Here is a 24,918-nt window from a genome sequence, read left to right on the forward strand (position 1 = left end):
TCGCCCCGCCGACGGTCGGAGCGTAGCCGGGCCTCCTGGGCGTCTCCTGGGAACGGCGGCCCTCCCGCGCAGCTCAGACGCCGTCGACGGCCGCCGTGAGGTGGGCGAGCACCCTCGCCTGCGACTCGTTGACCGAGCCCGCCCGGTGGTGCGCGAGGAGCTCGTCCGAGCGCCGGTCGATCACGGGTCGCTCGGCGTCGCGGAGCGCGGGCCCGAGGAGCTCCACGAGACGGCGGGTGAGGTCGGCCTCCTCCTGCGGGGTCGTCTCCGGGCCCAGGCGCGCGAAGTCGTCGACGAGCGCGGTGTGGTCCGCGCCGGACGCGGCGAGCGCGTCGAGCAGGTCCGCCAACCACCTGCTCGCGCCCGCGCTCAGGTGCGCGAGGAGCACGAGCTGCTCGCGCTCGTGCCGGCGCTCGGCGGCCGTGGCGCCGGCCGCCGAGCGCAGGCGCTGCGCGTGCGGCAGCAGCGCCTCGGGCAGGTCGGCGCTCCCGTGGTGCGTGAGCAGCGTCGTGATGCGTGCCCGACGGCGGGCCAGCTCGCGCTCCTGCCCGGCCAGGTCCGCGTCGATCGTGGCGAGGAGGTCGGCGGCCGCCGCGTCGTCGTCGATCACGCGTGCGACCTGCGCCAGCGGGACGCCGAGCGCGGTGAAGTGGCCGATGCGCAGCACGATCGCGAGGTGGCGCGCGGTGTAGCGCCGGTAGCCGCCCGAGGACCGCTCGGGCTCCTCGAGCAGCCCGATCTGGTGGTAGTGCCGCAGCGTCCGCGGCGTGACGCCGGCGAGCTCCGCCAGCTCGTGCGTCAGCAGCTCATGCGGGCGCCCCATGCGGGCGATTCTGCAACGAGCGGCTCGCGAGCACCACCGCGAGCGCGAGCACCCACACCCCGGTGAGCGCGAAGGCCGCGACCGACGCGCTCGCGACGCCCGCCAGCACACCGGCTCCCGCGATCCCCAGCGGGGCCGCCACGAGGAGCGCCGAGTTCTGCAGCGCGAGCACGCGTCCGCGCGCGGCGTCGGGCGTGTGCCGGACCTGGAGGACGCCGAGCACGGCCCCGAGCATCGCGTTCCCGAGCCCGACGACGGCGGCGCCCGCGAAGACGACCGGCAGCGACGCCAGGGTCGAGACCGCGACGAACCCGGCGGTCACCAGCAGCGCCCCGGCCCCGAGCCACGCCCCCTGCGACAGCCGCCGCGCGAGACCGGAGTACAGCGCCGCGCCCACCAGCATCCCGAGCGCGAGCGCCGTGAGGACCAGCCCGAGGAGCTCCGGCCGCGCGAGCACCGTGAAGTGCACCGGCAGCACGAGCCCCTGCATCCCCGCCAGCACCGTGGCGAGGCCGAGGATCAGCACGATGGTGGCGACCAGCAGGCGGCTGCGGCGCAGCACCGCCACACCCCCGGTGATCTGCTGCCACGGGGTCTCGGCGGGGACGGCGTCGGGGGCGACGCCGTCGGGCGCCGGAGCGCCGTCGCTCCCCACGCGCCCGATGTCGCGCGGGAGCAGGAGGGTGACCAGCGCGGCCGCCGTCGACGTCGCCGCCGTGACCACGAGCACCCCGGTCGTGCCGAGCAGGGCGATCAGCGTGCCGGCGAGCGCCGGCCCGATCACGAGGGCCGCCGACGTCAGCGCCTGGCGCAGCCCCACGAGCCGCTCGAGCGGTACACCGCTGCGGCGTGCGACGGCGGCCACGAGCACCTCGCGCGCCGTCATGCCCGGCACGTCGCCGAACGCCCCGAGGATCCCGAGGACCACGAACCACCACAGCTCCAACCCGACCAGCGCGTCCACCACCGGGAGCGCCGCGATCGCGACGGCGGAGATCACGTCCGACGTCGCCGACAGCGTGCGTCGGTTCCACCGGTCGAGGACGACGCCGGCGGCCAGGCCGATCAGCACGGCCGGGACCGCGGTGGCCGCGGAGATGGCGCCCATGCTGAGCGGGCTGCCGGTGACCTGCAGGACGATCAGGGGCAGCGCGACGGCGGCGATGCCGTTGCCGAGCAGCGAGAGCAGGTGGGAGGCGAGGTAGGCGAGCGCGACGAGTGGCATGGCTGCGACTCCACACCCCGACGTCGCGTCGGGGTCAAGGCGGCGGCGATCGCGGGCCCTCCGCCCGGCCCGGCCTCAGAGCCGGGCGTCGACCGTTCCGGCGAGACCGAGGGCGAGCAGGCGCGCGTCTGCGGTCATGAAGTCCCAGCCCTGGCGCTGCGCCTGGGCGAGCAGCGACCGGTCGAAGGGGTCGTGGCGGTCGAGGCCGGGCAGCAGCCGCACCGCCTCCGCATCCTCGGCCGTGAACGGGGCGTGGTGCAGGCCCTGCTGCGCGACCAGCTCGGCGAAGCGCTCGGGCGTGCTCACCCGGCCGAGCATCGCCTTGATCGTCAGCTCGAGGAACGTGATGGCCGAGACGTGGACGCGCGCGGCACGGGTCAGCCGGGTCCGAGCCGCAGCACCGAGGCGGTCGTCGTCGGCCAGCAGCCACAGCAGCACATGACTGTCGATCAGCATGCGGCGCCGGCCGGGTCGCCGTCGAACAAGGCAGCCACCTCGGCGTCCGCGGCCTCGCCGAAGGCCTCGTCGTCGTAGGAGATCTGACCCGCGAGTCCCCCGAAGGCGAGGTCGGGTCGGCCCACGGGTCGCAGCTCGGCGACCGGGCGGCCGGCACGGGCGATCACGACCTCCTCGCCCGCGAGCACCCGCTCGACCAGTCGCGAGAGGTGCGTCTTGGCCTCGTGCATGTTGACGATGGTGGGCATGCGCCCGAGTCTAGTCCGACTTAGGCGACCAGCGTGTCTGCCTGGACCACTGACATCGAGGCGGTGGTCAGGTCGGCCGCCGTCGCCGCACTCCGCCCGCAGGCCCCTCGCCCCGGCGGCTGGGCCCTCGCCACCAGCGGCTGGCCCCTCGCTGGGAGCGGCTGACGGCGCGGCCACCGGCCGTCGCGCGGCGTGTCGCCGCGGACACGCCGTCGGCGGCGACACTCAGCCGCTCCGAGCGAGACGCAGCCGCTGTCAGCGAAGGCCGCGCCGTCGTCAGCGAGGGCCGCGCCGTCAGCGAGGGCGCGGAGCGGTCGCGCGCGCCGCGCGCGACTCCGGCACCACCAGCGGCGTCCCGGTGGCGGGGTCCTCGACCACCTGGCACTCCAGCCCGAACACCTCGCGCACCATGTCCGAGGTCACGACGTCGCTCGGCGCGCCCTGCGCCACCACCTCGCCGGCGCGCATCGCGATGAGGTGGGTGGCGTAGCGGGCGGCGTGGTTGAGGTCGTGCAGCACGGCGACCAGGGTGCTGCCGGCCTCGTGCAGGTCGGCGAACAGGTCGAGCAGCTCGATCTGGTGCGCGATGTCGAGGTAGGTGGTCGGCTCGTCCAGCAGCAGGATCGGCGTCTCCTGCGCCAGCGCCATCGCCGCCCAGACCCGCTGCCGCTGGCCGCCGGACAGCTCGTCGACGTGCCGCTGCCGCAGCTCCGCGACGTTCGTGGAGACCATCGCCTGCTCCACGGCGCGCTGGTCGGCGAGCGTCCACTGCCGGATGAGGCCCTGGTGCGGGTAGCGGCCGCGCGCCACGAGGTCGGCCACGGTGATGCCGTCCGGCGCGGTGGAGGTCTGCGGCAGCAGCCCGATGATGCGCGCCGCCTCCTTCGCCTTGTACTGGGCGATCGAGCGGCCGTCGAGCACGACGGCGCCCGCCGTCGGCCGCAGCAGCCGCGCCAGCGCCCGCAGCAGGGTCGACTTGCCGCACGCGTTCGGTCCGACGATGACCGTGAAGGAGTCGTCGGGCACGGCGACGGTCAGGCCGGACGAGACGAGGCGCCGGTCGTAGGCGAGGCTGACGCCGTCGGCGGCGAGCCGCGACGTCGACGTGGGTGCGGGGGTGGTCGCGAGGTCGGTCACAGGCGCTGCCGTGCTTCCTTGACGAGGAGGACGATGAGGTAGACGCCGCCGAGGACGACGGTGACGATGCCGACCGGGGTGACCCCGGGCAGGACGTGCTGACCGAGTGTGTCGGCCACGAGCAGGAGCACCGCGCCGAGGCCGGCCGCGCCGGCGACCGGGATCCCGGCCCCCGCGTGCAGCCGCTTCGCGATCTGGGGCGCCGCGAGCGCCACGAACGCGATCGGGCCGCACGCCGCGGTGACGATCGCGATGAGGGCGACGCCGACGACCACCACCGCGAGCCGCGCCGGCTCCACCGGCACCCCGTGGGCGCGCGCCGCGTCGTCGCCGAGCTCGAGCTGCCGCAGCGGGGGGACCACGAGCGCCGTCGCGAACGCCAGCACCACGAGGATCGGTCCGACGACGGCGAGCTGCTCCCAGCCCACGAGCGCCAGCGACCCGGCGCCCCAGATCGAGGCGGCCATGGCGACCTCGGTCTGCGCGCGCAGCAGCAGGTAGTTGTTCAGGCTGGTGAGCACGGCCGTGACGGCGATGCCGACGACGATCAGCCGGAACCCCGCCACGCCGCGCCGCCAGGCCAGGAGGTAGACCACGAGCGCCGTCGCCAGTCCCCCGGCGAGCGCCCCGACCGAGGTCCCCACGACGCCGCCCGCGCCCAGCGTGATCACCACGATCGCGCCGGTGTAGGCGCCCGTGGAGAACCCGATGACGTCGGGCGAGCCGAGCGGGTTGCGCGTGAGCGTCTGGAACAGGGCGCCGGACGCGCCGAGCGCCGCGCCGAAGGCGATCGCCGCCAGGACGCGCGGCAGCCGCCACTCGAGCACGATGGTGCGGGCGAAGCCGGTGTCGCTGACGAAGGACGCCGCGACCTTGCCGAGCGTGAGCGGGTAGTCGCCGAGCGACAGGGCGACCAGCGCCACGACGAGGGTGACCACCGCCGTCGCGCTGCCGACCACGACGCCCCGTGCGCGCGGGCGCCGACCCTCGGTGGTTGCGGGCTCGCGGCCCGATCCGTCGCCGGTGAGCGCGGCTGTGCCGACGGCGTCGCGGGCCTCGGGGTCGCCCGGCGCGGGTGCGCCGTCGGCCGCGTCCGCGACCCGCACGACCGCGTCCGGCTCCCGCCCCCGGCTCACAGCGCGCTCGCCCGCTGCCGGCGGACCAGCAGCACCAGGACCGGCGCACCGACGAACGCGGTCACGACGCCGACCGGGATCTCCCCGGCCGCAGGAGGATGCGGCCGAGGACGTCGGCCGCCAGCAGCAGGATCGGGCCCAGGAGCATCGAGTAGGCCGCGATCCAGCGCTGGTCCGGCCCGACGATCCAGCGGGCCACGTGCGGGATCATGAGCCCGACGAACGCGATCGGGCCGGCCATCGCCGTCGCCCCGCCGCACAGCAGCGTGATCGCGACGAAGGACAGCACGCGCGTGCGCATGACGTTCGAGCCGAGCGAGCGGGCCAGGTCGTCGCCGAGCGCGACGGCGTTGAGCGAGCGCCCGAGCGCGAGCGCCAGCACGAGCCCGACGGCGAGGTACGGCGCCGTCGCCGTCACGACGCCCCAGCCGCGGTCGGCGATGGCACCGGCCTCCCACGCCCGCATCGCGTTGAAGCCGCGCGGGTCGGCGAGCACCATCGCCGAGGTGATGCCGGCCAGCACCGCGCCGATCGCGACGCCCGCGAGGATCATGCGCGCCGGGCTCGCGGAGCCCTTCCCCGCGGCACCGATGAGGTAGACGACCACGGTCGTCACGAGCGCTCCCGCGAACGCGAACCAGAGGTAGCCGGTCGGCGAGCTCACGCCCAGGACCCCGACGGCGATGGCGACGGCGAACGCCGAGCCCGAGTTGACCCCCAGGATGCCGGGATCGGCCAGCGGGTTGCGGGTGACGGCCTGGATGAGGGCGCCGGCCGCACCCAGCGCGGCTCCGACCAGCAGGCCGAGCACCGTGCGCGGCACGCGCAGCGCGAGCACCCCGGCGGCCTGGGGGTCGGCGCTGCCGCCACCCACCAGCTCGCTCCACACGGCGCCGAGCGCCACGTCGCGCGCCCCGATCGCGAGGCTGAGCGCCACGACGGCGAGCAGCGTGACCGCGATGAGCATCAGCCCGACGGCGCGGCGCGCCACGGGCGGGCGCGGGCGGGGGTCCGCCGCCACGGCGTCGGACGCCGTCGCGACGGGGGCTTGCGTGCTGGCCACGAGGTGAGGCTACCCTCAGCCGAGCGCCCCGTCAGGGGTGCGTCCGCGGACGGGCGGCCGGGCCGCCGTCGCGCCGGGACCACCGATCGTGGAAGCAGGACGAGATGAGACTGGCACACAAGCTCGCGGCCGTGGCCGCAGGTGCGACGCTGATGCTGGCCGGGTGCAGCGGCTCCGGCGACACCGACGACGCGACCCCCACGGGCGGCGGATCGGAGGACACCGGGGGCTCGGAGGAGACCTCCGGGACGGGTGGCGACGCCGTCGGCACGTTCCCGCAGACGGTCGAGACGGCGTTCGGCGACGTCGTGATCGAGGAGGCGCCCGAGCGGATCGTCGCGCTCGGCTGGGCGGACGCCGAGACCGCGCTCGCGCTCGGGTACCAGCCGGTCGGCGCCTCCGACTGGCTGGGCTTCGGCGGCGAGGGCGTCGGCCCGTGGGCCGAGGGCGAGTACGACACCGCGCCGGAGATCATCGAGACGCTCGAGCCCTCCTACGAGGCCATCGCGGCCCTCGAGCCCGACCTCATCCTCGACGTCCGCGGCAGCGGCGACCAGGCGCGCTACGACCGCCTGTCGGGAATCGCCACGACCGTCGGCATCCCCGAGGGCGGCGAGAGCTACCTGACCACCCAGGCGCAGCAGGTCGAGATGATCTCGACGGCGCTCGGCGTGCCCGAGGAGGGTGAGCGCATCATCGCGGAGGTCGACGACGCCTACGCCGCCGCGGCCGAGGCCCACCCGGAGTGGGAGGGCCTGACGGTCACCGCCGCGACGCGCACGAGCGAGGGCTGGGGCGCCTACATCGCCGGCAGCAACCGCATCGAGACGCTCGCGAAGTTCGGCTTCGTGCAGAACCCGACGATCGCTGAGCTCCCGGTGAACTCGGGCGGCTTCTCGGTGTCGATCTCGAGCGAGGAGCTCGACCTCATCGAGGCCGACCTCATCGTGGCGTTCCCGATCTTCATCGACACGACGGAGATCACGGAGGACCCGCAGTGGCTGGAGCTGCCGGCCGTGCAGGAGGGGCGCGCCGTCGTGATCGACGGCGACATCTCGAACGCCTACTCCCTCGGCTCCCCGCAGTCCTCGCTCTACACGGTGGAGAACCTCACCCCGCTGCTCGAGGAGGCGCTGCCCGCGTCCTGAGTCGACGACGGCGGTGCGCAGGCGCCCCACCACGTCCCCACGGCGACCGCCGGGGCGCGGTGGGGCGCCTGCTGCATCCGGGCCCCGGTGTTGCGCGGGGCGCCGCCGCGCCGCTCGTGAAAAGATGTGCGCCCCGGGGCACTCTCGCCCCCCGACTCCTGGAGGTACCGGCCCCGTGGCCAGTGACAGTCCGGCTCATCCGCCGACACTCTGCTTCTTCCGAGCCCCCGCTCCACCGGCTCCCCCTCCCCTCGCACCCGTGACGAGCCCGGCGTGCTGAGCGACGTCCTCCTCCTGGTCCTGGGAATCGTCCTCATCCTCGTGATCATCGCCGCCAACGGCTACTTCGTCGCGCAGGAGTTCGCCTACATGTCGGTCGACCGGTCGACCCTGCGCGCCCGCGCCGCGTCGGGGGACGGTCGCGCCCAACGCGCGCTCGAGGTCACGCGGCGCACGTCCTTCATGCTCTCGGGCGCCCAGCTCGGCATCACCGTCACGGGCCTCCTCGTCGGGTACGTCGCCGAACCGCTCGTCGGTGGCTCGCTCGCGGACCTCATCGGCGTGGCCGGAGCGATCGGCGTCATCACGCTCGTCGTGCTGCTGCTCTCGGTGGTCGTGCAGATGATCTTCGGCGAGCTCTTCCCGAAGAACCTCGCGATCGCGAACCCCGAGCCGATGGCGCTGGCCCTGGCCCGGTCCACGCTGATCTACCTGGCCGTCATGGGCTGGCTGATCACGTTGTTCGACAAGGCGTCCAACGCGCTGCTCCGTCTGCTGCGGGTGGAACCCGTGCACGACGTCGACTCGAGCGCGAGCGCCGAGGACCTCGGCCACATCATCGACGACTCGCGAGCGAGCGGTGACCTGCCCGACGACCTCTCGCTGATGCTGGACCGGATCCTCGACTTCCCCGAGCGCGAGGTCGACCACGCGATGATCCCCCGCGTCCGGACCGACGTCGTGACGTCGGAGACCACCGTGGCGGAGGTGCGCCGTCTCATGGCGGCGGCGCACACGCGCTACCCCGTCGTCGACGAGCGGTTCGAACCGATCGGTGTCGTCGACCTCGTCCGGGTCCTCGGGTGCGACGCCGAGGACGAGCGTCCCGTGACCGCGATCATGCGTGAGCCCCTGGTGCTCCCGACGGCGATGAAGCTCCCCGTCGCTCTCGCCGAGCTGCAGAGCTCGCGCAACGAGCTCGCGTGCGTCATCGACGAGTACGGCGGCTTCGTCGGACTCCTCACGATCGAGGACCTGACCGAGGAGCTCACCGGGGACATCACCGACGAGCACGACCCCACCGACGTCGAGCGCGAGATCGAGGGGGTCACCCAGGAGTCCGACACGAGCTGGCTGGTCGACGGCGAGGCGCACCTCGACGAGATCGAGCGCACCATCGGGCACGACCTCCCCCGCGGTGACTACGAGACGGTCGCCGGTCTGCTCATCGACATGCGCGAGGGCCTGCCGGACGTCGGTGAGACCCAGCGGGTCGACCTGCCGATCGTGGGCGAGGACCTCCTCGAGGAGAACCCGGTCCGACGCTTCGCCGTCGTCGAGACGATCGAGGTCGACCGCCACGTGCCCTCGCGCGTCCGGCTGACCCTGCACGAGGAGGCGCTCGACGGTGGCGACACCGGAACCCCTCCGGGAGAGCCCGCGACGGATGAGGCGGAACGACCACGAACCGAGCACCAGCCTGAGGAGCGGTCATGAGCGCCCCCGTCGTGATCCTCGCCACGATCGCCCTGATCGCGCTCAGCGCGTTCTTCGTCGTCATCGAGTTCGCCCTCATCGGCGCCCGTCGCCACCGTCTCGAGGCGCTCGCGCCCACGGACCGCTCCGCGCGCGCTGCACTGCGCGGCATGAACGACCTCACCATGATGCTGGCGACCGCGCAGCTCGGGATCACCGCGTGCACCTTCGCACTCGGTGCCATCACGAAACCAGCGATGGACTACGCGCTGCGCGACGTCCTGCTCGGGTGGAACGTGCCGTCCTGGCTCGCGGGCGGTTCCTCGTTCGCGCTGTCGCTGTTCGTCGTCACCTTCCTGCACCTCGTCGTCGGCGAGATGGCCCCGAAGTCCTGGGCGATCGCGCACCCGGAGACGGCTGCGCGTCTGGTCTCGCTGCCGGCACGCGGTGTGATGCGGGTCTTCCAGCCGTTGCTCACCCTGATCAACCGCCTGGCGAACCGGCTCGTCGCCCGCGCCGGTGTCACACCCGTGGACCGCGCCGCCGTCGGCGGTCGGGACGTCGCCACGATCAGGAGCCTCGTGGAGCACTCGGAGCAGGTCGGGGTCCTCGAGCCCGAGCTGCGTTCGCAGATCTCCCACGCGCTGGACCTGCAGCAGCTCGGCCTCGCCGACCTCGCGCAGGCGTCGAGCACGGCCTCGGGGGTCCCGCTCGAGGCGTCGGTCGCCGAGGTGGCGCAGGAGGCTCGCAGCAGCGGCCACCTGCGGGTGCTGCTGCTCGACGCCGCAGGCGTACCGGTCCAGGTGGTCCACGTGCGCGACACCCTGCTCCTGCCCGGGGAGGCTCCGGCGGCCCCGGTCGCGCGGCCCGTGCTGGCGCTCGACGCAGCCGTCCCCGCGTGGGAGGCGCTCACCGAGATGCGCGAGAACAGCGCGCAGCTGGCGGTGGTGCGCGACGGGGACCGCCACGTCGTCGTCACGATCTCCGATCTCGTGACGCGGCTGCTGCCCGTCGCGACGGCCTGACGGGCGCACGACGCCCCACCCCTCGACGCACGGAACGGCCCGCCACGGAACTCTCCGTGGCGGGCCGTTCGTGTCTCGTCCTCGGAGCGCGGCGTGCTACGCCGTCGCGCCCCTCACCCAGGCGATGATCCGCTTCCTGTCCGCGGCGCTCAGGAGCGTGCGCGGGTACGGGCGCACCTTCGCGGCGGCGGGGTCGAGCGCGACGGCGGGGCTCGCCGCCAGCATGTCCGTGACCACCCGCGGGAAGTCCTCGATGGCGGCGGGCGCACCGATCCGGCCTGCGATCTCGGGATCGCTCCGGTGATCGAAGGCGACGACCTGACCCGATCGCGTGTGGTCGTCGCCGAGGATCGTCGTGTATCGCGAGGTCCCGGTGACGTACACGGTGAAGAACGAGCGCGATCCCGGCAGGTCCGAGACGGAGAGCACCAGGCGCAGCTCGCCCGGGACCTCGACCGCCACCTCCCAGCGCGCGAGCGGCAGCCCGGTGATGCCGAGACCCTCGACCCAGCGGCGCGCGGGGGTGGCGGGCTCGCGCTCGAGTCGGGCCGTCGCGACGGCGGCCAGCGGTGCCGCGACCGGGGAGTCCGGGACGAGCGTGGTCAGGTGCAGGACGGCCTCGGCCTCGCCCGGCGTGAGGCCGTCGACGAGCGGGACGAGCGCCTCGGCGGCGCGCCGCCCGCTCGCACCCAGCTCGACGTCCTCGGCGCCGGCGGCCACGAGCACGGCGCACACGCCGTACCGGACCTCGACGACGGCGCCGAGCCGGAGCGAGGGGTCGGCGGCGTCCGCGAGGAACACCTCCGTCAGGCTCGCACCGATCACGTCGACGACCGCGGGGGTCAGCACGCGCGCGACGCGCACCGCCTCCGCGGTCTTGCCGGGTGCGCGGCTGTACCCGGTCAGGGTCTTCGCGGCCTTCGCGAGGGCCTTGGCGGTGGCGGGCTCGACGTCGCCGTCGGCAGCGGCGAGCAGGTCGTCGGCGATCGATCTCATGGGCCGACGCTAGGGGAGAGCGTCGTCGGGCGGGGGAGCTGGTGTCACTGCCCGGGGCCGGCGCACGCCCGATGCCCTCACAGGCGGCTCCCACCGAGGGGCGTCGTCCGTTACAGCACGGGCGGAGCGGAGGCCAACACTCTCGCAGCCGTCACCGATTCGTGACCTGATTGTGGTGCGCTGCTGACGCGATTAATCGGAGAACCCTCTGGCTGCCGACGTAGAAGGACGCCGAAACGTTGGGATAACGAAACGCAAGATAAACGCTGGCGCTAGTCGCTGGCCGTTCCTCACGCACAGAGGTGCGGTGGCGTTCACCTCGCTCGGGATCGCACCCGTGACCGCTGTCAGCGCGCTCCGAGCATCCTTGCTGATCGGCACAGGCCACCCTCGTGCGCTCTTCGCGACCTTGGTGAAGCGTTCGAGTTGGAATAGCGAAAAGCAAAACGAGCAGGCCGGACGCACCACTCGATCAATTCTGTGGATAACCCCTGGCGGGTGTCGGAAATGTCCGTACGGTGAGCCGCAGCAAGCCGCTACGGGGATCTCGACGCCGACGATCCCCCGTCGTGCACCACGAGATCGCTGTCGGTAGCCGTTCACTCCGCAAGGGGAAGTCGCATGAGAAGAACACGGGTCCTCACCCTCGCCGCTGCCGCGGCAGCCCTGGCGGTCGCCCCCGCGCTCGTCGACCCGGGTGCCTCCGCCGCCCCCGGAGCGGTGGTCAACGCCGGCCTCGAGGACGGCGCGGACTGGCCGACCTGCTTCACGGCCGCCGGCTGGGGCACCGAGGCGGAGTGGTCGCTCGTGCCGGGCCGGGGAGGCGGCCGCGCCGTCGGACTCACGATCACCGACCACACCGCCGGCGACCGCAAGCTGATGATGTCGGAGTCGGCGCAGTGCGCCCCGACGGTCGACGTCGGGGCGACCGTCGACCTGGGCGTCGCGTACTCCTCCTCGGCACCCGTCTCCCTGACGGTGTTCCGGGAGACGCCGCAGGGGTGGGTCTACTGGGGCGACCTCGGGCGCTTCCCGGCGACGGCCGACTGGGCCGAGGCGAGTGCCACCACCCCACCGGTGCCCGAGGGAACCTCGCGGATCACCTTCGGCCTCTCGCTCGACACCTCGGGCACGCTGACGACCGACGACTACACGCTCGCCGCCTCGGCGGCCCCGGAGCCCGAGCCACCGGCGCCCGAGGGCGGTGGTGTCGGCAACCCGTGGCAGCTCGAGGGCGAGCGCGCGTGCCTGATGCCGGCCGGGTGGGGCGAGAACGACGTCGAGACCGCGTTCTCCACGGACGTGCCCGACGGCGCCCCCGCGGGCGCCCGGTCCCTCGCGCTCACGATGACCAACCACGTGAGCGGCGACGTCAAGGCCATCCAGTCCCAGGAGATCGGCTGCGCACCGGACGTCGCGGCCGGTGGTCTCTACACCGCGAGCCTCCACTACCGCTCGACCAGCCCGCGCACCACGATGACCGTGTTCAAGCACGACGCCGACGGCTGGTCGTACTGGACCGACCTCGCGGCGCTGCCGGCCACGACCGGGTGGGAGCGGCGCACCGTCGCGCTGCCCGAGATCCCGGCCGGGGTCGACCGGGTCTCGTTCGGCGTCGCGATCTCCGCCGACGGAGAGCTCCTGACCACCGGCCACGCGCTCGAACCCGTGGCGCAGGAGCCCGTCCCGCCCGGCGGCCCCGAGAGCGTCGGGCGGTGGGACGTGCAGGACTCCGAGATGCCGGTCCGCGCGATGCACACGACGCTGCTCTCCGACGGACGCGTCCTCCTCGTCGCCGGCTCCGGGAACGACCAGGCACAGTTCGACGCCGGGTCCTTCACGGCGGCCGTGTGGGATCCGGCCGACGACAGCTACACCGAGATCGACGTGCCCTACGACATGTTCTGCTCCGGCCACGTCACGCTGCCCGACGGCAAGGTCCTCATCTCCGGCGGTACCGAGTCCTACCCGGGTGCCGGTGACGGACCCACCACCTTCGACGGCACGGATGCCAGCTACTACTTCGATCCCGCCGACGACAGCTTCCACCCGACCTCGGACATGGCCGGCGCCCACTGGTACCCGACCCTGACCAAGCTCGGCAACGGCGACGTCTGGGCCGCCGGCGGCATCGACGAGAAGGCCGAGGGCACCGTCCTGACCCAGATGTTCGACACCTCCACCATGACCTGGCTTCCGTCGAACCAGGTCCCCCAGACCTGGAGCTACTGGGGCACCTACCCCCACATGTACCTCCTGGAGGACGGCATGCTCTTCTACGCCGGCGCCCACACCTTCGGCAACGGACTACCCGGCACCGGCGCCTCCCTCTACGACTGGCGCACCGCCCAGATCTGGGACGTCCCCGGCCTGCGCGAGAAAGACCTGCGCGACCAGGCCGCCTCCGTCCTCCTGCCCCCCGCCCAGGACCAGCGCGTCCTCATCGTCGGCGGCGGGCACACCGAGCTCAACGCACCCGCCATCAGCCTGGCCGACGTCATCGACCTGTCCGACCCCCAGCCGGCCTACACCCCCGTGGCCGACCTGCCCGGGCCCGGCAAGACCTACGTCAACCTCGTCAACCTCCCCGACCGCAGCGTCCTGGCCGCCAACGGCGCCACCCACAACCGCACGGGGGACGTGCGGACAGCGGCCCTGTTCGACCCCGGCGACGAGAGCTGGACGCCGGTGGTGCCCGACCCCGTCGGCCGCAACTACCACTCCACCGCGGTCGTCCTCGACGACGGCCGGGTCGCCGTCTTCGGCTCCAACCCGGGCGACGGGTCCTACGAGATGCGGGTCTCCGTCTACTCCCCGCCGTACCTGTTCGCCGGGGAACGGCCCACCATCACCGACGCTCCGGACGCGGTCACCTACGGCCAGCGGATCCAGCTCGGGACGACGGGTGACATCGCCTCCGCCTCGCTGATGTCGCCCATGTCCTCCACGCACCAGACCGACACCAACGCGCGCCTGGTCGATCTGCCGGTCGCGGGTGACGGGACGCTCGAGGCGCAGGTGCCGGACAACCCCGACCTGCTGCCCCCCGGGCCGTACATGCTCACCGTGCTCGACACCGACGGCGTGCCGTCCGTCGCCCGCTGGGTGTGGGTCTCGTGACCGCGACCGACGGGCGCGGCGCCTCGGAGGGACGGGGGGCCGGAAGGAGCGCCGGGGGCACCGCACCCACCTCCCGACGGCGAGGGCTCCCCCGCTCGCGGCTGCTCGCCGTCGTGCCGATCGTGGCCCTCGCGGCGGTGGCGACCGTCCTCGTGAACCAGTGGCCGGCGGCTGAGCCCGCGGAGGCGACCGCCACCGGCGTCGCCCACGGTGAGCACGGTTCAGCCGGTGACGGGGGCGGAGACGCGGTACCGGACGGGACGGCGTCGGACGCCGCGACCACACCGGGTGCGACGGCTGACCCTGCCGACCCCCTCGTCGACGCCGGTGACGACACCGCAGACACCGACGCGGGCGCGTCGGAGAGCCCCGCACCGCCCGTGGCCGGTACGAGTGAGGGCGCCGCGATCACCGTCGAGGAGCCCGACGTCCCGCAGTCCGACAGCCCGCTCGTGGCCAGCACGGGCACGACGCTGGCGCAGGCCGCGGGAGAGCCCGCCGGTGAGGAGCGCCGCGGGGCGGAGGGTCTCGGTGCGCCACGCGGCGCCGTCGACCCGTCCGAGGTCCTGTCCTCCGCCGCCTCGCTGGGCGGGTGCCACCCGGCCTACGGCGAGGCGGGCGAGTGCCTGCCCATCGTCCCACCGAGCATGGCCGAGCACGCCGCCGAGATGGTCGCGGCCGGGATGGACCTCGACTCGATGCCGCACCCGTGGAGCTGCGCCGAGCTGCTCCAGCTCTTCCCCGACGGCATCGCGGTCCGCGACGCCCAGCCCCCGAACCGCTCGACCCGCTCGGCCTCGATCCCGACGGCGACCGCATCGCCTGCGCCCCCGCCTGACGACCCCCGGGCGGTCCGACTCGACTGGCGCCGTCGACCCGCACCCGAGGTCCCCGCGCCGCCGTCGTCGACCCCCGACTCCGCACCGCACCGACCCGCGCCCCTCGGCGCGCGGCTGCCTCCTGCCCGCGTCCATCCGCGTGCGCCCGCGCGCGCCCTGCAGCGACCCCTGATCCCCGCTCCTCGGAAGGAGAGCCCCATGGCCGTGACCTCGCTCGCCCTGACGGCTGTCGCCCTGACCCTGCTGGTGCTCGCGCTCAGCACCCTGGTGATGGCCACCTACGCCTGGTGGGACCCCGGCGCGCGCTCCCGCACCGCCTTCCCGACCGCCCCGGGCGAGGCCAGCCTGACGTTCTCGGTGATCGTCCCCTGCCGCCACGAGAGGGAGGAGGTCGTGCGCGCCACGGTCGGCCGGCTCCTGGCGCAGACGCACCGGCGCCTCGAGATCATCATCTCGGTCGGGCACGACGATCCGGACACACGCGCCACCGCGGAACGGCTGCGGGCCGAGCACCCGCACCACGTCCGCGTGAGCGTGGACCGCGCCCTGCACAAGAGCAAGCCGCACCAGCTCAACACCGCCCTGCGGATGTGTCGCGGCGACGTCGTGGGGGTCTTCGACGCCGAGTCGCTCGCCGCGCCGGACCTCCTGCGCTCGGTCGACGGCGCCTTCCGCGCCACCGGGGCGGACGCCGTCCAGGGAGCGGTCCAGCTCGTGAACCACCGCGACTCGTGGTTCGCGCTGCGCAACTGCCTGGAGTACTTCATCTGGTTCTCCTCGCGGCTGCACCTGCAGGAGCGCGTGGGCTTCATCCCGCTCGGCGGGACGACCGTGTTCGTGCGCCGCGAGCTCCTCGTGGCGCTCGGCGGGTGGGACGCGCGGTGCCTGGCGGAGGACTGCGAGCTCGGCGTGCGCCTGTCGAGCCTGGGCCACCGGGTGCGTGTCGCCTACTGCCCCGAGCTCGCGACGCGCGAGGAGACGCCCGGGGACGTCACGGCCTTCGTCAAGCAGCGCACGCGGTGGGCGCTCGGGTTCTTCCAGGTGCTGCGCAAGGGCGTCTGGCGCCAGCTCCCCACCCGGGGCGCCCGCCTCGCCGCCCGGTGGACCCTCGTGCAGCAGCACCTCGTCGCGATCACCGGGATCCTCGTGCCGGTGTCCGTCGGGCTCGCGATCTGGGGCGCGGTTCCCCTCGGCGTCGCTCTCCTCACGTTCGTCCCGCTCGCCGTGACGGTCGCGACGGTCGCCATGGAGGCGTGCATGCTGCGCGAGCTCGGCCGCGACCACGGACTCCGCCTGGGGGTGCGGGACTACCTCGTCCTCGTCGTCACGACCGTCCCGTTCCAGCTGCTGCTCGCCTACGCCACGATCCGGGCCTACGTCCGCTTCCGGCGCGGCGACCTGACGTGGGAGAAGACGGCACACGCCGGTCGTCACCTCACGCCGGAGCAGACGGCGGTGGCCGCATGAGCGCCGGGACGCTGGTCCGCCGGCCCCGCCCGGGCAGGGCGGTACCGCTGCCGCAGCTCCCGACGCCCCCGGCGGCCGCGCCGGCACCGCGTGCGGGCACGACGGCGGAGCCCGCGCCGCGGCGGAGCGCCCGCGACCTCCTCACGGCCGACCGCGTGACCGCCGCGGTCACGTTCGCGGTCGCGCTCGCCGTCGGGCTCTGGAACGTGACCGACGCGACCGCGTTCCAGGACGACGAGGGCACCTACGCGGCGCAGGCCGCCGCGGCGGCCTCCGGCGGGTTCGGGCCCTACACCTACTGGTACGACCACCCGCCGCTGGGCTGGTTCCAGCTCGCCGCCCTCGCCGCGATCCCGCGCGCGCTGGGGATCGGCGACGGCTCCGAGCTCGCGCTCATGCGGGCGGTGGCGGGTCTCCTGCTGGCGGTCACGGCGCTACTGGTGCTGCTGGTGCTGCGACGGCTCGCCGCGCCGCGGACGATCGCCCTCGTCGCGGTGGCGCTCCTGCTGACCTCGCCCCTCGCCCTGACCCTGGGCCGCCAGGTCTTCCTCGACAACGTCGCGACGCCGTGGCTGCTGCTCGCGGTCTGGCTCGCGCTGTCGCCGCGGCGGGCGCTCTGGGCGCACGCGGGCGCCGGGGCCGCGCTCGGCGTCGCGGTCCTCACGAAGCTCACCTCGCTCGCGCTCGGACCCGCGGTGCTGGTGGCGCTGCTGGCCGGCGGACGGTGGCGCGGCCGGTCGTTCTCGCTGACCGCGTTCCTCACCGCCGCCTCGCTCGTGGTGACCGTCTTCCCCCTGATGGCGCTGCTGCGGACCGAACTGCTCGCGGGTGACGGTCACGTGTCGCTCCAGGAAGGTCTGGAGTTCCAGCTCGCCGACCGCAGCACGTCGGGATCCTTCTGGGACGGCGCGACCGACCGGCACGCCCTGGTGATCGGCTGGGTCGGGCAGAGCCCGCTGCTGGTGGTCGCCGGGGTGCTCGGCGCCATCGCCTGCCTCACCGCCGCGCGCACCCGGTGGCTCCCCGTGGCGCTGGCGTGCCTCGCGCTGCCGATGATCGCGATGACCGGCTACCTGCCGGGGATGTACGTCGTCGGGACGCTGCCGTTCCTCGCGATCGCCGCGGGGGCGGGTGCCGCACGGGTGTGGGGTGCCCTCACCTCACCGGTGCGCGCGCGGGTCACCGCGGGGCGGGGGTGGCGCATCGCGACGGCGGGGGTCGCCGTCGCGACGATCGCGGCCCTCGGCGCGGCGGTGGCGCCGTCGTGGCGCGCGGAGGTGCGACCGCTCGCGACAGCGCGGGCCAACGACGACTTCCGCGAGGCGGTCGCGTGGGTCGAGACGCACGTACCGGCGAGCGACGACGTCGTGGTCCCCTTCTCCGCCTGGAGCGCGGTGCAGGAGCAGGGTCGCGGGGGGCCGTGGAACGTCATCGCGCTGGAGAAGGTCGATCGCGACAGCGCGTTCGAGGCGGCGCACCCCGACGGGTGGCGGTCGGTCGAGTGGATCCTCGAGGGTCCGACGACTCGACCCAACATCGACAACCTGGCGCTGGCGGACGTCGGCAGCGCGCTGGAGAGCTCGGAGGTGGTGGCGACGTTCGGCGCGTGGAGCGTGCACCGGGTCACGCCGTCGGCGCTCGAGCGGCAGGTGCGGTCGTGAGCGCGCGTCGGTCGGCGGCGGTTGGGCGCGATGGGATGGCGACGGCGGCGGCGACCTCGGTCTCCGGGCCCGCGACGGTCGTCGTCCCCACCTTCAACGAGGCCCCGAACGTCGCGGAGCTGGTGCGGAGGCTGTCCGTCGCCGTGCCGCCGGGGTCGGAGATCCTCTTCGTCGACGACTCCACCGACGACACGCCCCGGGTGATCCGCGAGGTCGCCGCGAGCGCCGCGGTGCCGGTCCGGCTGCTGCACCGCGACCAGGCCGTGGGGGCTGAGCGGGGCCGTCGTTGCGGGGCTGAGCGCGGCCGCGCACCGGTGGTGCGTGGTGATGGACGGCGACCTGCAGCACCCGCCGGAGATGGTGGGGGTGCTGCTCGAGACGGGGCGGACGCTCGGGGCCGACGTCGTCGTGGCCTCGCGGCGCATCGCCGGCGGCAGCAGCGACGGACTCGCGGACGCGCGACGGCGGATCGTCTCGAGCGGTGCCATCGCCCTCACGCGCGCGATATTCCCGCGGCGGCTGCGCGACTGCACCGATCCGATGACGGGGTTCTTCGCGCTCGACCGCGAGGCGATCGACGTCGACGCGCTGCGCCCGGAGGGCTTCAAGATCCTGCTCGAGATGCTCGCACGGCAGGACCTGGCCGTGGTCGAGGAGCCGTTCGTGTTCGGCGAGCGACTGGCCGGGGAGTCGAAGGCGACGCTGGACCAGGGCGTGCGGTTCCTGCGGCACGTCGCGCGGCTCCGGTTCGGTCGGATGTCACGGTTCGCGCTGATCGGGGCCGCCGGGACCGTGGTCAACCTCGCGATCATGGCGCTGCTCATCGCGGTCGGCGTCCCCTACCTCGTGGGCGCGGTGGTGGCGGCGCTGGTCACCATCGTGGGGAACTTCGTGGCACAGGAGCTGCTGGTCTTCCGCGACCTGCGGGACGAGGGTCGCCCGCTCCGGCGCCGGTTCGCGGCGTCGTTCCTGTTCAACGCGGCCGAGGCGGCGCTGCGGCTGCCGGTGCTGTGGGCGCTGGTCGACGTCGCGGGGGTGGCGAGCGTGCCCGCGCAGGCGGTGACCCTCGCCGTCGCGTTCGTGGCCCGGTTCGTGTTCCACGCCCGGGTGGTCTACCGGCCACGACGCACCCGGCCGTCCAGCCCGCTGGTGCGTGCCGCCGTACCGCCGGCCGCGACCCGGGCGGCGATCAACCGCCGTTCACGTGCCGTCCCTCGATCCAGGGTTCTATGAATACATGATCCGCTGTACTCTTTCGCTGTGCCCACTGCCGAACTGACCCACGCCGACGCCGTGACCCGTCTCGGGTACGCCCTCTCCGACAGCACCCGGACCCGTGTCCTCCTCGCCCTGCGGGAGTCCCCGGCCTACCCCTCGGACCTCGCCGACGCGCTCGGGGTCTCGCGCCAGGTCATGTCGAACCAGCTCGCGTGCCTGCGGGGCTGCGGTCTCGTGACGGCGACACCGGACGGCCGGCGCACCTGGTACCGGTTGGCCGACCCCCGCCTCGCCACCGCGCTGAACGGCCTCCTCGACCTGACGCTGGCCGTCGACCCGACGTGCTGCGGTGACGACTGCACGTGCACGAGGTGAGCACGGCGTCCCCGCTGCTCGGGCGGCCCGACGGCGACCGTCGCCGCACGCTGGAGCGACGCATCCGCTGGGTGGTGGGCGCGACGATCACCTACAACGTCGTCGAGGCGGTCATCGCCCTCGCCGCCGGCGCGGCGGCGAGCTCGAGCGCGCTGATCGCCTTCGGTCTGGACTCGATCGTCGAGGTGCTCTCGGCCGCGGCCGTCGCCTGGCAGTTCTCGGCCCGCGACCCGCACACGCGCGAGCGGGTCGCGATGCGCGTCATCGCGCTCTCGTTCCTCGGGCTCGCACTCGTCGTCACGGTGGACGCCTCGCGCACGCTGCTCGGCGGCCATGCGGCCGAGCACTCGGGCGTGGGCATCGTGCTGGCGGCGGTGTCGCTGGCGATCATGCCGGGGCTGTCCTGGTTCGAGCGGCGCACCGGCCGGGAGCTCGGCTCGGCGTCGGCCGTGGCGGACTCGCGCCAGACCCTCGTGTGCTCCTACCTGTCGGCCGTCCTGCTCCTGGGGCTGGTGCTGAACAGTGCGCTCGGATGGTGGTGGGCCGACGCCGTCGCCGCCGTCGTGATCGCGGGTTTCGCCGTGCGCGAGGGTGTCCGGGCGTGGCGGGGCGACGCGTGCTGCACCCCCGTCGCCGTGATGACCCGGGCAGCCGAATCGGAGGAGGCTCTCGTCGGATCGGCCGCCCCGCCCAGGTTCGCGGCCGTCCCCGTGACGCCGTGCGGGTGCGGGGACACCTGCTGCTCGTCGCGGTGACGGCCGCCTCGCCGTCGTCCGCGGCGTGGATGATCGACGTCTCGCTGACGGGACGGACGGGTACGAGCACCCCCGGGTGCACCGATCCTCCGCCCGGGTGACCCCCGGAGCATGATGGAGGGCATGTCACTGCGTCGAGGTCATCCCCTGCGTCTCGAACCCGGCCCCGGGCAGGAGTCCGTCTGGGACTACCCGCGCCCCCCATCGCTGGAGCACTCGACCAAGCGTGTCGAGATCCGGTCCGGCGACGTCCTGCTCGCCGGCACCAGCGACGCCTACCGGGTGCTGGAGACGAGCCATCCCCCGACCTGGTACCTCCCCGCTGACTCCTTCGCCCCAGGAGTGCTCGCCCCGGCCGGTGGACGAGCGTCGGTCTGCGAGTGGAAGGGCGCCGCCGTCTACTGGGACGTCGTGCTCCCCGACGGGCACGTCCTGCCGGGCGAGGGATGGAGCTACCCGCGCCCCACGTCCGACTTCGTGCCGATCACCGACCACGTCGCCGTGTACGCGCGCACCCTGGAGTGCTTCGTCGACGGCGAACGGGTCCGCCCCCAGCCCGGCGGCTTCTACGGCGGCTGGGTGACGGACGACGTCGTCGGGCCCTTCAAGGGTGACCCCGGGACCATGGGGTGGTGAGCGTTCACACACTCGTTCACACAGCCACGCGCTCGGGCCGATAGCGTTCCTCTGATTCCGCGGCGGGCCGCCACCGGAACGACACCTGAAGGTCAGTGGAGAACGCCATGTCGAACCAGAACCCCGAGTTCCTCCCCCGGCCGAACCGACTCAGCCCTCCTCGCAGGCACCGCAGGGCCAGCCGTACCAGCAGCCCCACCCGCAGGGTCAGCCGGTCCGGGAGAGCCAGACGGCCGCACGGCTCAACCGCGTGAGCGACGCCGCGGGAAGCTACCTGGAGGCCTCCAACCGCGCGACCAACGGCGTCAAGCAGGTGCTGGCTCAGATCTGGGGCGGCATCCTGGTCCTCATCGGAATCCTCATCTTCGTCCTCGTCGGCGCCGACGCCTGGTGGGCCGGCCTCCTCCTCGCCTACGGTGCCTACCTCATCGTCCCGAGCAAGTTCCTGCCGTTCCGCAAGATCGTCATCTGGTAGCAGCCGGCGCATCACGCCGTGCGTGCCGAGACGTTCTGGCGCATCTACGCCCAGCAGTACGACCCGATCTGGGACTCTCCCCTGATCGACGCCCTCCGGGCGCGCATCCACGCGGAGGTCGCGAGCGCCGGGCGGATCCTCGACCTCGGGTGCGGCACCGGGCTCCTCGCCCGGCCGCGACCCGAGGGTGACCCAGGTCCCGTTCGAGCCGTCGACAGCGACCTCAGGGTCGGCCCCGGCAGCGATCGCCCCCACCCGGTCTGGCTCGGAGCAGACACGTCGATCCCCATGCTCGAGCGCGCGCTGGAGCGCGGCCGGATCGACGAGGCCCTCCACGCCGACGCCGCCGCCGTTCCGATCCCGAGCGACTCGGTCGACGCCGTCGTCAGTGCGAACCTGCTGCAGTTCCATCCCGACGCGGTCGCTGTGATCACCGAGGCGCTGCGCGTGCTGCGGCCCGGCGGCACCCTCGTGCTCGCCTGGCCGGTCGATGCACTCGCTCCGGCGACCGTGTGGCGCGCCGAGCGCGCATCGGGTCGGCGCTGGCTCTCCCGCCTGCAGGCGAGAGCGCGACGGATCGGTGTCAGCGCGCTCGCCGGCACCGTCAGGGATCTCGGCGCCCGCCCGCGCCACGACGACGAGATCACGCACGCGCTCGACGTCGCGACCGGCGTCGCCGGGGCGGAGGTCGTCGGCCTCACCACCTGGCGTGAGGTCCAGCGACTCGCCGTCGTGCGCGCCGCGCGCTAGGTGCGGTCCTCAGACGTCCGGATCACCGTTCACGAGGGCGGAGGCCGCCTCGAAGATCTCGATGACGAACGCCGGCCCGTCGAACGCCTGGTCGGCGCTGACCTCCTCGCCGTCGTCCGCGGCGTGGATCATGAACGTCTCGCTGGCGGGGCGGTCGCCGACGAGCCCGGTCTTGCGCGAGACGACGTTGCCGCTCACCTCGATCTTGCCGATCGCCCCGTTGAACCACTTCACCTCGCAGCTCGACGGCCGCACGAGGTAGCCGCCCTTGCTGGTCGTGAAGTCGGGGGCGTCGTGCAGGCGGTAGGTGATGGCGGTGAGCCGGCGCGGCCGGTCGAGACGGACGGGCACGGGGACCTCCGGGCGTCGTGAGGGGGGCGGGTGTCGGTCAGGAGGGTCCGAGGGCGGGGAGCCCGTCGAGGCTGCGGGTGTTCTTCTCGTCGCGGTAGCGCTGGATGCCGTCCGCACCCTTGTTCTCGGCGTAGCGCCGGATGAGGTCGCGCTCCGGGGTGCGCACGTCCATGACCGGGACGCCCCACCCGCAGGCGTCGCTCACGCGCTCCACGTCGACCGTGACGACGGCACGCGTGCTCGGGTTGTCGGGGTGGAGCGCCGCGACCTCGTCGAAGGCGGGGCTGCCGGGGAGGTGCACCTCGCCGCGGCCGTGCAGGCGGACGATGCGCGGGCGGTCGTCGAACGAGCTGAACATGACGCAGATGCGGCCGTTCTCGCGCAGGTGGGCGATCGTCTCGGCACCGCTGCCGGTGAAGTCGACCCAGGCCACGCGGTGTGGGCCGAGCACGGAGAAGGAGTCGCCGCCGCGCGGGGAGACGTTGACGAACCCGTCGCCCGCGAGCGGGGCCGTGGCCAGGAACCACATCGGCTGCTGGTGGATCCAGGCGCGCAGGGACTCGTCGATGGCGGGGAAGACCTTGCCCATGGACTCGAGGGTAGCGAGGCTGCGTCGTCGCGGGCCGGGGGAGGGTCGAATCCCTGCCCTGACGTCAGCTGAGCAGGCCCCCCAGCGCCGCCAGCAGGCGACCGAGCCAGGTGAGCACCGTTCCCACCACGAGGATGGCGACGGCGGCGCTCACGAGCAGGAGGAGGGCGAAGGCCGCGTAGTCCGAGGGGCCCTCGAGGCGAACTCTCACGTCGGGTCCTCCTGGGTCGTGGTTGTGGTCGGAGGGTAGCGGGCGGCCTGTCGCTATGGGTGCGCGCGATCACCTCACACCCGGCCAGCGCAACTCCGCTACCAGGCCCCGCCACCCCCGGACTCCGGCGCCATGTCGACGAAGCGCGCGTAATGCCCCTGGAACGCCACGACGATGGTGTCAGTCGGACCGTTGCGGTGCTTGGCCACGATGAAGTCGGCCTCACCCTTCCTGGGCGACTCGCGGTCGTAGGCCTCATCCCGGTGCAGCAGCACCACCATGTCGGCGTCCTGCTCGATCGATCCACTTTCGCGAAGGTCGGACACCTGCGGCCGCTTGTCCGTGCGCTGCTCCGCACCACGGTTCAGCTGCGACACCGCGATCACCGGCACCTCGAGCTCCTTCGCCAGCAGCTTGATCGCGCGCGAGAACTCCGAGACCTCCTGCTGGCGCGACTCCACGCGCTTGCCCGAGCTCATCAGCTGCAGGTAGTCGATCACCACGAGCTTGAGGTTGTGGCGCTGCTTCAGCCGGCGGCACTTCGCCCGGATCTCCATGAGCGACATGTTCGGGGAGTCGTCGATGAAGACCGGCGCGTCCGAGATCGCGCTCACCGTGGAGGCGAGCTTCTGCCAGTCCCGATCGTCCATCGGGCCCTGGCGCAGCCGCTGCAGCGGCACCTGCGCCTCGGCCGAGATCATCCTCATGACGATCTCGCTCGCGCTCATCTCCAGGGAGAACACCGCCGCGGCCTGACCGTGCTTGATCGCGGCCGAGCGCACGATGTCCAGCGCCATCGTCGACTTGCCCATGGCGGGGCGCGCCGCGAGCACGATCATCTGGCCCGGGTGGAGACCGTTGGTGAGCTTGTCGAACTCCGCGAACCCGGTCGGCACGCCCACGAGGTTGCCGTCGCGCGAGACCGCGTGCTCGATCTCCTCGACCGTGCCGTTGATGATGTCGCGGATCGGCTTGTAGTCCTCGCTCGTGCGCCGCTCCGAGACCGCGTAGATCTCGGACTGCGCCGAGTTGACGAGGTCCTCGACGTCGCCGCCCTCCTGGGCGTAGCCGAGCTGCACGATGCGCGTGCCGGCCTCGACGAGCTTGCGCAGCACCGCTCGCTCGCGCACGATCCCGGCGTAGAAGCCCGCGTTCGCCGCCGTCGGCACCGACGAGATCAGCGTGTGCAGGTAGCCGTGGCCGCCCACGCGCCCGAGCTCGCCCCGCTTGGTCAGCTCGTCCGCGACCGCGACGACGTCGGTCGGCTGCCCCCGCCCGTACAGGTCCACCACGGCCTCGTAGACCATCTCGTGCGCGGGGCGGTAGAAGTCGGCCGAGCGGATGACCTCGATGACGTCGGCCACCGCGTCCTTGCTGAGCATCATGCCGCCGAGCACGCTCTGCTCCGCGCGCTCGTCCTGCGGCGGGGTGCGCTCGTTGAGCGAGCTCAGCGCCCGCATGTCGACGTCGTCGGTGGTGGTCACCGTGGTCCTCTCTCTCGCCCTGGCCCGAGTGCACA

At 73.5% G+C, this 24,918-nt stretch carries 23 protein-coding genes and 2 pseudogenes; 13 read left to right on the forward strand and 12 right to left on the reverse strand.

Annotated features, from left to right (window positions below; all coding sequences use genetic code 11):
* Positions 1–73: 73 nt before the first annotated feature.
* The 7 genes and pseudogenes from QQK22_RS14780 to QQK22_RS14810 all read right to left on the reverse strand — a co-directional run bounded on the left by QQK22_RS14780 (position 74) and on the right by QQK22_RS14810 (position 5,992).
* The gene (locus QQK22_RS14780) at positions 74–823 is read right to left on the reverse strand and encodes a MerR family transcriptional regulator (RefSeq protein WP_284251724.1); all 750 of its coding nucleotides are present in this window, start codon (positions 821–823) and stop codon (positions 74–76) included.
* Entirely contained in the window at positions 807–2,048 is a 1,242-nt protein-coding gene (locus tag QQK22_RS14785; protein WP_284251725.1) for an MFS transporter, read from the reverse strand. The genes QQK22_RS14780 and QQK22_RS14785 overlap by 17 nt, the downstream gene beginning before the upstream one ends.
* Positions 2,049–2,123: 75 nt before the next feature.
* A complete protein-coding gene (locus QQK22_RS14790) occupies positions 2,124–2,504 on the reverse strand; it encodes a type II toxin-antitoxin system VapC family toxin (protein WP_284251726.1) in 381 nt (126 codons plus the stop codon).
* Entirely contained in the window at positions 2,498–2,752 is a 255-nt protein-coding gene (locus QQK22_RS14795) for a type II toxin-antitoxin system Phd/YefM family antitoxin (RefSeq protein WP_284251727.1), read from the reverse strand. The genes QQK22_RS14790 and QQK22_RS14795 overlap by 7 nt, the downstream gene beginning before the upstream one ends.
* A 294-nt stretch (positions 2,753–3,046) precedes the next feature.
* Entirely contained in the window at positions 3,047–3,889 is an 843-nt protein-coding gene (locus QQK22_RS14800; protein WP_284251728.1) for an ABC transporter ATP-binding protein, read from the reverse strand.
* Positions 3,886–5,025: a FecCD family ABC transporter permease gene (locus QQK22_RS14805; RefSeq protein WP_284251730.1), complete on the reverse strand. Its 1,140-nt coding sequence runs from the start codon at positions 5,023–5,025 to the stop codon at positions 3,886–3,888. Before QQK22_RS14805 ends, QQK22_RS14800 begins: the two co-directional genes overlap by 4 nt.
* Positions 5,022–5,992, reverse strand: a pseudogene (locus tag QQK22_RS14810) (FecCD family ABC transporter permease). The gene QQK22_RS14805 and the pseudogene QQK22_RS14810 overlap by 4 nt, the downstream one beginning before the upstream one ends.
* A 200-nt stretch (positions 5,993–6,192) precedes the next feature.
* Between QQK22_RS14810 and QQK22_RS14815 the strand changes: the two are divergent.
* The 3 genes from QQK22_RS14815 (at position 6,193) to QQK22_RS14825 (ending at position 9,956) form a co-directional block, all read left to right on the forward strand.
* Entirely contained in the window at positions 6,193–7,236 is a 1,044-nt protein-coding gene (locus tag QQK22_RS14815) for an ABC transporter substrate-binding protein (protein WP_284251731.1), read from the forward strand.
* A gap of 273 nt (positions 7,237–7,509) precedes the next feature.
* Positions 7,510–8,952 (forward strand): hemolysin family protein, encoded by a 1,443-nt coding sequence (locus tag QQK22_RS14820; RefSeq protein ID WP_284251732.1) that lies wholly within the window; start codon positions 7,510–7,512, stop codon positions 8,950–8,952.
* The gene (locus QQK22_RS14825; RefSeq protein ID WP_284251733.1) at positions 8,949–9,956 is read left to right on the forward strand and encodes a CNNM domain-containing protein; all 1,008 of its coding nucleotides are present in this window, start codon (positions 8,949–8,951) and stop codon (positions 9,954–9,956) included. The genes QQK22_RS14820 and QQK22_RS14825 overlap by 4 nt, the downstream gene beginning before the upstream one ends.
* A 96-nt stretch (positions 9,957–10,052) precedes the next feature.
* Here the strand turns inward: QQK22_RS14825 and QQK22_RS14830 are convergent, their stop codons facing one another.
* Positions 10,053–10,952, reverse strand: a complete 900-nt coding sequence (locus QQK22_RS14830; protein WP_284251734.1) for a hypothetical protein — start codon at positions 10,950–10,952, stop codon at positions 10,053–10,055.
* Between the two features lie 621 nt (positions 10,953–11,573).
* Here QQK22_RS14830 and QQK22_RS14835 point away from each other — a divergent pair.
* From QQK22_RS14835 to QQK22_RS14880, 10 genes and pseudogenes are all read left to right on the forward strand, one after another.
* Positions 11,574–14,072 carry a galactose oxidase early set domain-containing protein gene (locus QQK22_RS14835; protein WP_284251735.1) on the forward strand — a complete coding sequence of 833 codons (2,499 nt, stop codon included), beginning with the start codon at positions 11,574–11,576 and terminating at the stop codon, positions 14,070–14,072.
* Positions 14,073–14,185: 113 nt separating this feature from the next.
* Positions 14,186–16,378 (forward strand): glycosyltransferase family 2 protein, encoded by a 2,193-nt coding sequence (locus tag QQK22_RS14840; RefSeq protein WP_284251736.1) that lies wholly within the window; start codon positions 14,186–14,188, stop codon positions 16,376–16,378.
* A complete protein-coding gene (locus tag QQK22_RS14845) occupies positions 16,375–18,039 on the forward strand; it encodes a glycosyltransferase family 39 protein (RefSeq protein ID WP_284251737.1) in 1,665 nt (554 codons plus the stop codon). The genes QQK22_RS14840 and QQK22_RS14845 overlap by 4 nt, the downstream gene beginning before the upstream one ends.
* A 35-nt stretch (positions 18,040–18,074) precedes the next feature.
* Positions 18,075–18,233: pseudogene (locus QQK22_RS14850) on the forward strand (glycosyltransferase); the annotation flags it as partial.
* Between the two features lie 100 nt (positions 18,234–18,333).
* Complete coding sequence (locus QQK22_RS14855) at positions 18,334–19,272, forward strand: GtrA family protein (protein ID WP_284252775.1); 939 nt, start codon at positions 18,334–18,336, stop codon at positions 19,270–19,272.
* A gap of 27 nt (positions 19,273–19,299) precedes the next feature.
* The gene (locus tag QQK22_RS14860) at positions 19,300–19,632 is read left to right on the forward strand and encodes an ArsR/SmtB family transcription factor (RefSeq protein ID WP_284251738.1); all 333 of its coding nucleotides are present in this window, start codon (positions 19,300–19,302) and stop codon (positions 19,630–19,632) included.
* Positions 19,629–20,387: a cation efflux transmembrane domain-containing protein gene (locus tag QQK22_RS14865; RefSeq protein WP_284251739.1), complete on the forward strand. Its 759-nt coding sequence runs from the start codon at positions 19,629–19,631 to the stop codon at positions 20,385–20,387. The genes QQK22_RS14860 and QQK22_RS14865 overlap by 4 nt, the downstream gene beginning before the upstream one ends.
* Positions 20,388–20,510: 123 nt before the next feature.
* Positions 20,511–21,023: a DUF427 domain-containing protein gene (locus tag QQK22_RS14870; RefSeq protein WP_284251740.1), complete on the forward strand. Its 513-nt coding sequence runs from the start codon at positions 20,511–20,513 to the stop codon at positions 21,021–21,023.
* 250 nt (positions 21,024–21,273) lie between these two features.
* The gene (locus QQK22_RS14875; protein WP_284251741.1) at positions 21,274–21,498 is read left to right on the forward strand and encodes a hypothetical protein; all 225 of its coding nucleotides are present in this window, start codon (positions 21,274–21,276) and stop codon (positions 21,496–21,498) included.
* A gap of 18 nt (positions 21,499–21,516) precedes the next feature.
* Complete coding sequence (locus tag QQK22_RS14880; protein WP_284251742.1) at positions 21,517–22,248, forward strand: class I SAM-dependent methyltransferase; 732 nt, start codon at positions 21,517–21,519, stop codon at positions 22,246–22,248.
* Positions 22,249–22,257: 9 nt separating this feature from the next.
* On the opposite strand, the gene QQK22_RS14885 is transcribed toward QQK22_RS14880, so the two are convergent.
* The 4 genes from QQK22_RS14885 to dnaB form a co-directional block, all read right to left on the reverse strand.
* Positions 22,258–22,599 carry a hypothetical protein gene (locus tag QQK22_RS14885; RefSeq protein ID WP_284251743.1) on the reverse strand — a complete coding sequence of 114 codons (342 nt, stop codon included), beginning with the start codon at positions 22,597–22,599 and terminating at the stop codon, positions 22,258–22,260.
* Positions 22,600–22,636: 37 nt separating this feature from the next.
* Positions 22,637–23,188: a pyridoxamine 5'-phosphate oxidase family protein gene (locus tag QQK22_RS14890; protein WP_284251744.1), complete on the reverse strand. Its 552-nt coding sequence runs from the start codon at positions 23,186–23,188 to the stop codon at positions 22,637–22,639.
* Between the two features lie 64 nt (positions 23,189–23,252).
* Complete coding sequence (locus QQK22_RS14895; protein WP_284251745.1) at positions 23,253–23,399, reverse strand: hypothetical protein; 147 nt, start codon at positions 23,397–23,399, stop codon at positions 23,253–23,255.
* A gap of 98 nt (positions 23,400–23,497) precedes the next feature.
* Positions 23,498–24,859 carry a replicative DNA helicase gene (dnaB, locus tag QQK22_RS14900; RefSeq protein WP_284252777.1) on the reverse strand — a complete coding sequence of 454 codons (1,362 nt, stop codon included), beginning with the start codon at positions 24,857–24,859 and terminating at the stop codon, positions 23,498–23,500.
* Positions 24,860–24,918 lie beyond the last annotated feature (59 nt).

This window comes from Litorihabitans aurantiacus, from assembly GCF_030161595.1.
In the GTDB taxonomy this organism is placed as follows: Bacteria; Actinomycetota; Actinomycetes; order Actinomycetales; family Beutenbergiaceae; genus Litorihabitans; species Litorihabitans aurantiacus.

Coding starts and splice junctions, on each gene's coding strand:
- QQK22_RS14780 (WP_284251724.1), bottom strand. CDS start 823: ATGGGGCGCCCGCATGAGCTGCTGACGCACGAGCTGGCGGAGCTCGCC.
- QQK22_RS14785 (WP_284251725.1), bottom strand. CDS start 2,048: ATGCCACTCGTCGCGCTCGCCTACCTCGCCTCCCACCTGCTCTCGCTG.
- QQK22_RS14790 (WP_284251726.1), bottom strand. CDS start 2,504: ATGCTGATCGACAGTCATGTGCTGCTGTGGCTGCTGGCCGACGACGAC.
- QQK22_RS14795 (WP_284251727.1), bottom strand. CDS start 2,752: ATGCCCACCATCGTCAACATGCACGAGGCCAAGACGCACCTCTCGCGA.
- QQK22_RS14815 (WP_284251731.1), top strand. CDS start 6,193: ATGAGACTGGCACACAAGCTCGCGGCCGTGGCCGCAGGTGCGACGCTG.
- QQK22_RS14825 (WP_284251733.1), top strand. CDS start 8,949: ATGAGCGCCCCCGTCGTGATCCTCGCCACGATCGCCCTGATCGCGCTC.
- QQK22_RS14830 (WP_284251734.1), bottom strand. CDS start 10,952: ATGAGATCGATCGCCGACGACCTGCTCGCCGCTGCCGACGGCGACGTC.
- QQK22_RS14835 (WP_284251735.1), top strand. CDS start 11,574: ATGAGAAGAACACGGGTCCTCACCCTCGCCGCTGCCGCGGCAGCCCTG.
- QQK22_RS14845 (WP_284251737.1), top strand. CDS start 16,375: ATGAGCGCCGGGACGCTGGTCCGCCGGCCCCGCCCGGGCAGGGCGGTA.
- QQK22_RS14870 (WP_284251740.1), top strand. CDS start 20,511: ATGTCACTGCGTCGAGGTCATCCCCTGCGTCTCGAACCCGGCCCCGGG.
- QQK22_RS14890 (WP_284251744.1), bottom strand. CDS start 23,188: ATGGGCAAGGTCTTCCCCGCCATCGACGAGTCCCTGCGCGCCTGGATC.
- dnaB (WP_284252777.1), bottom strand. CDS start 24,859: ATGCGGGCGCTGAGCTCGCTCAACGAGCGCACCCCGCCGCAGGACGAG.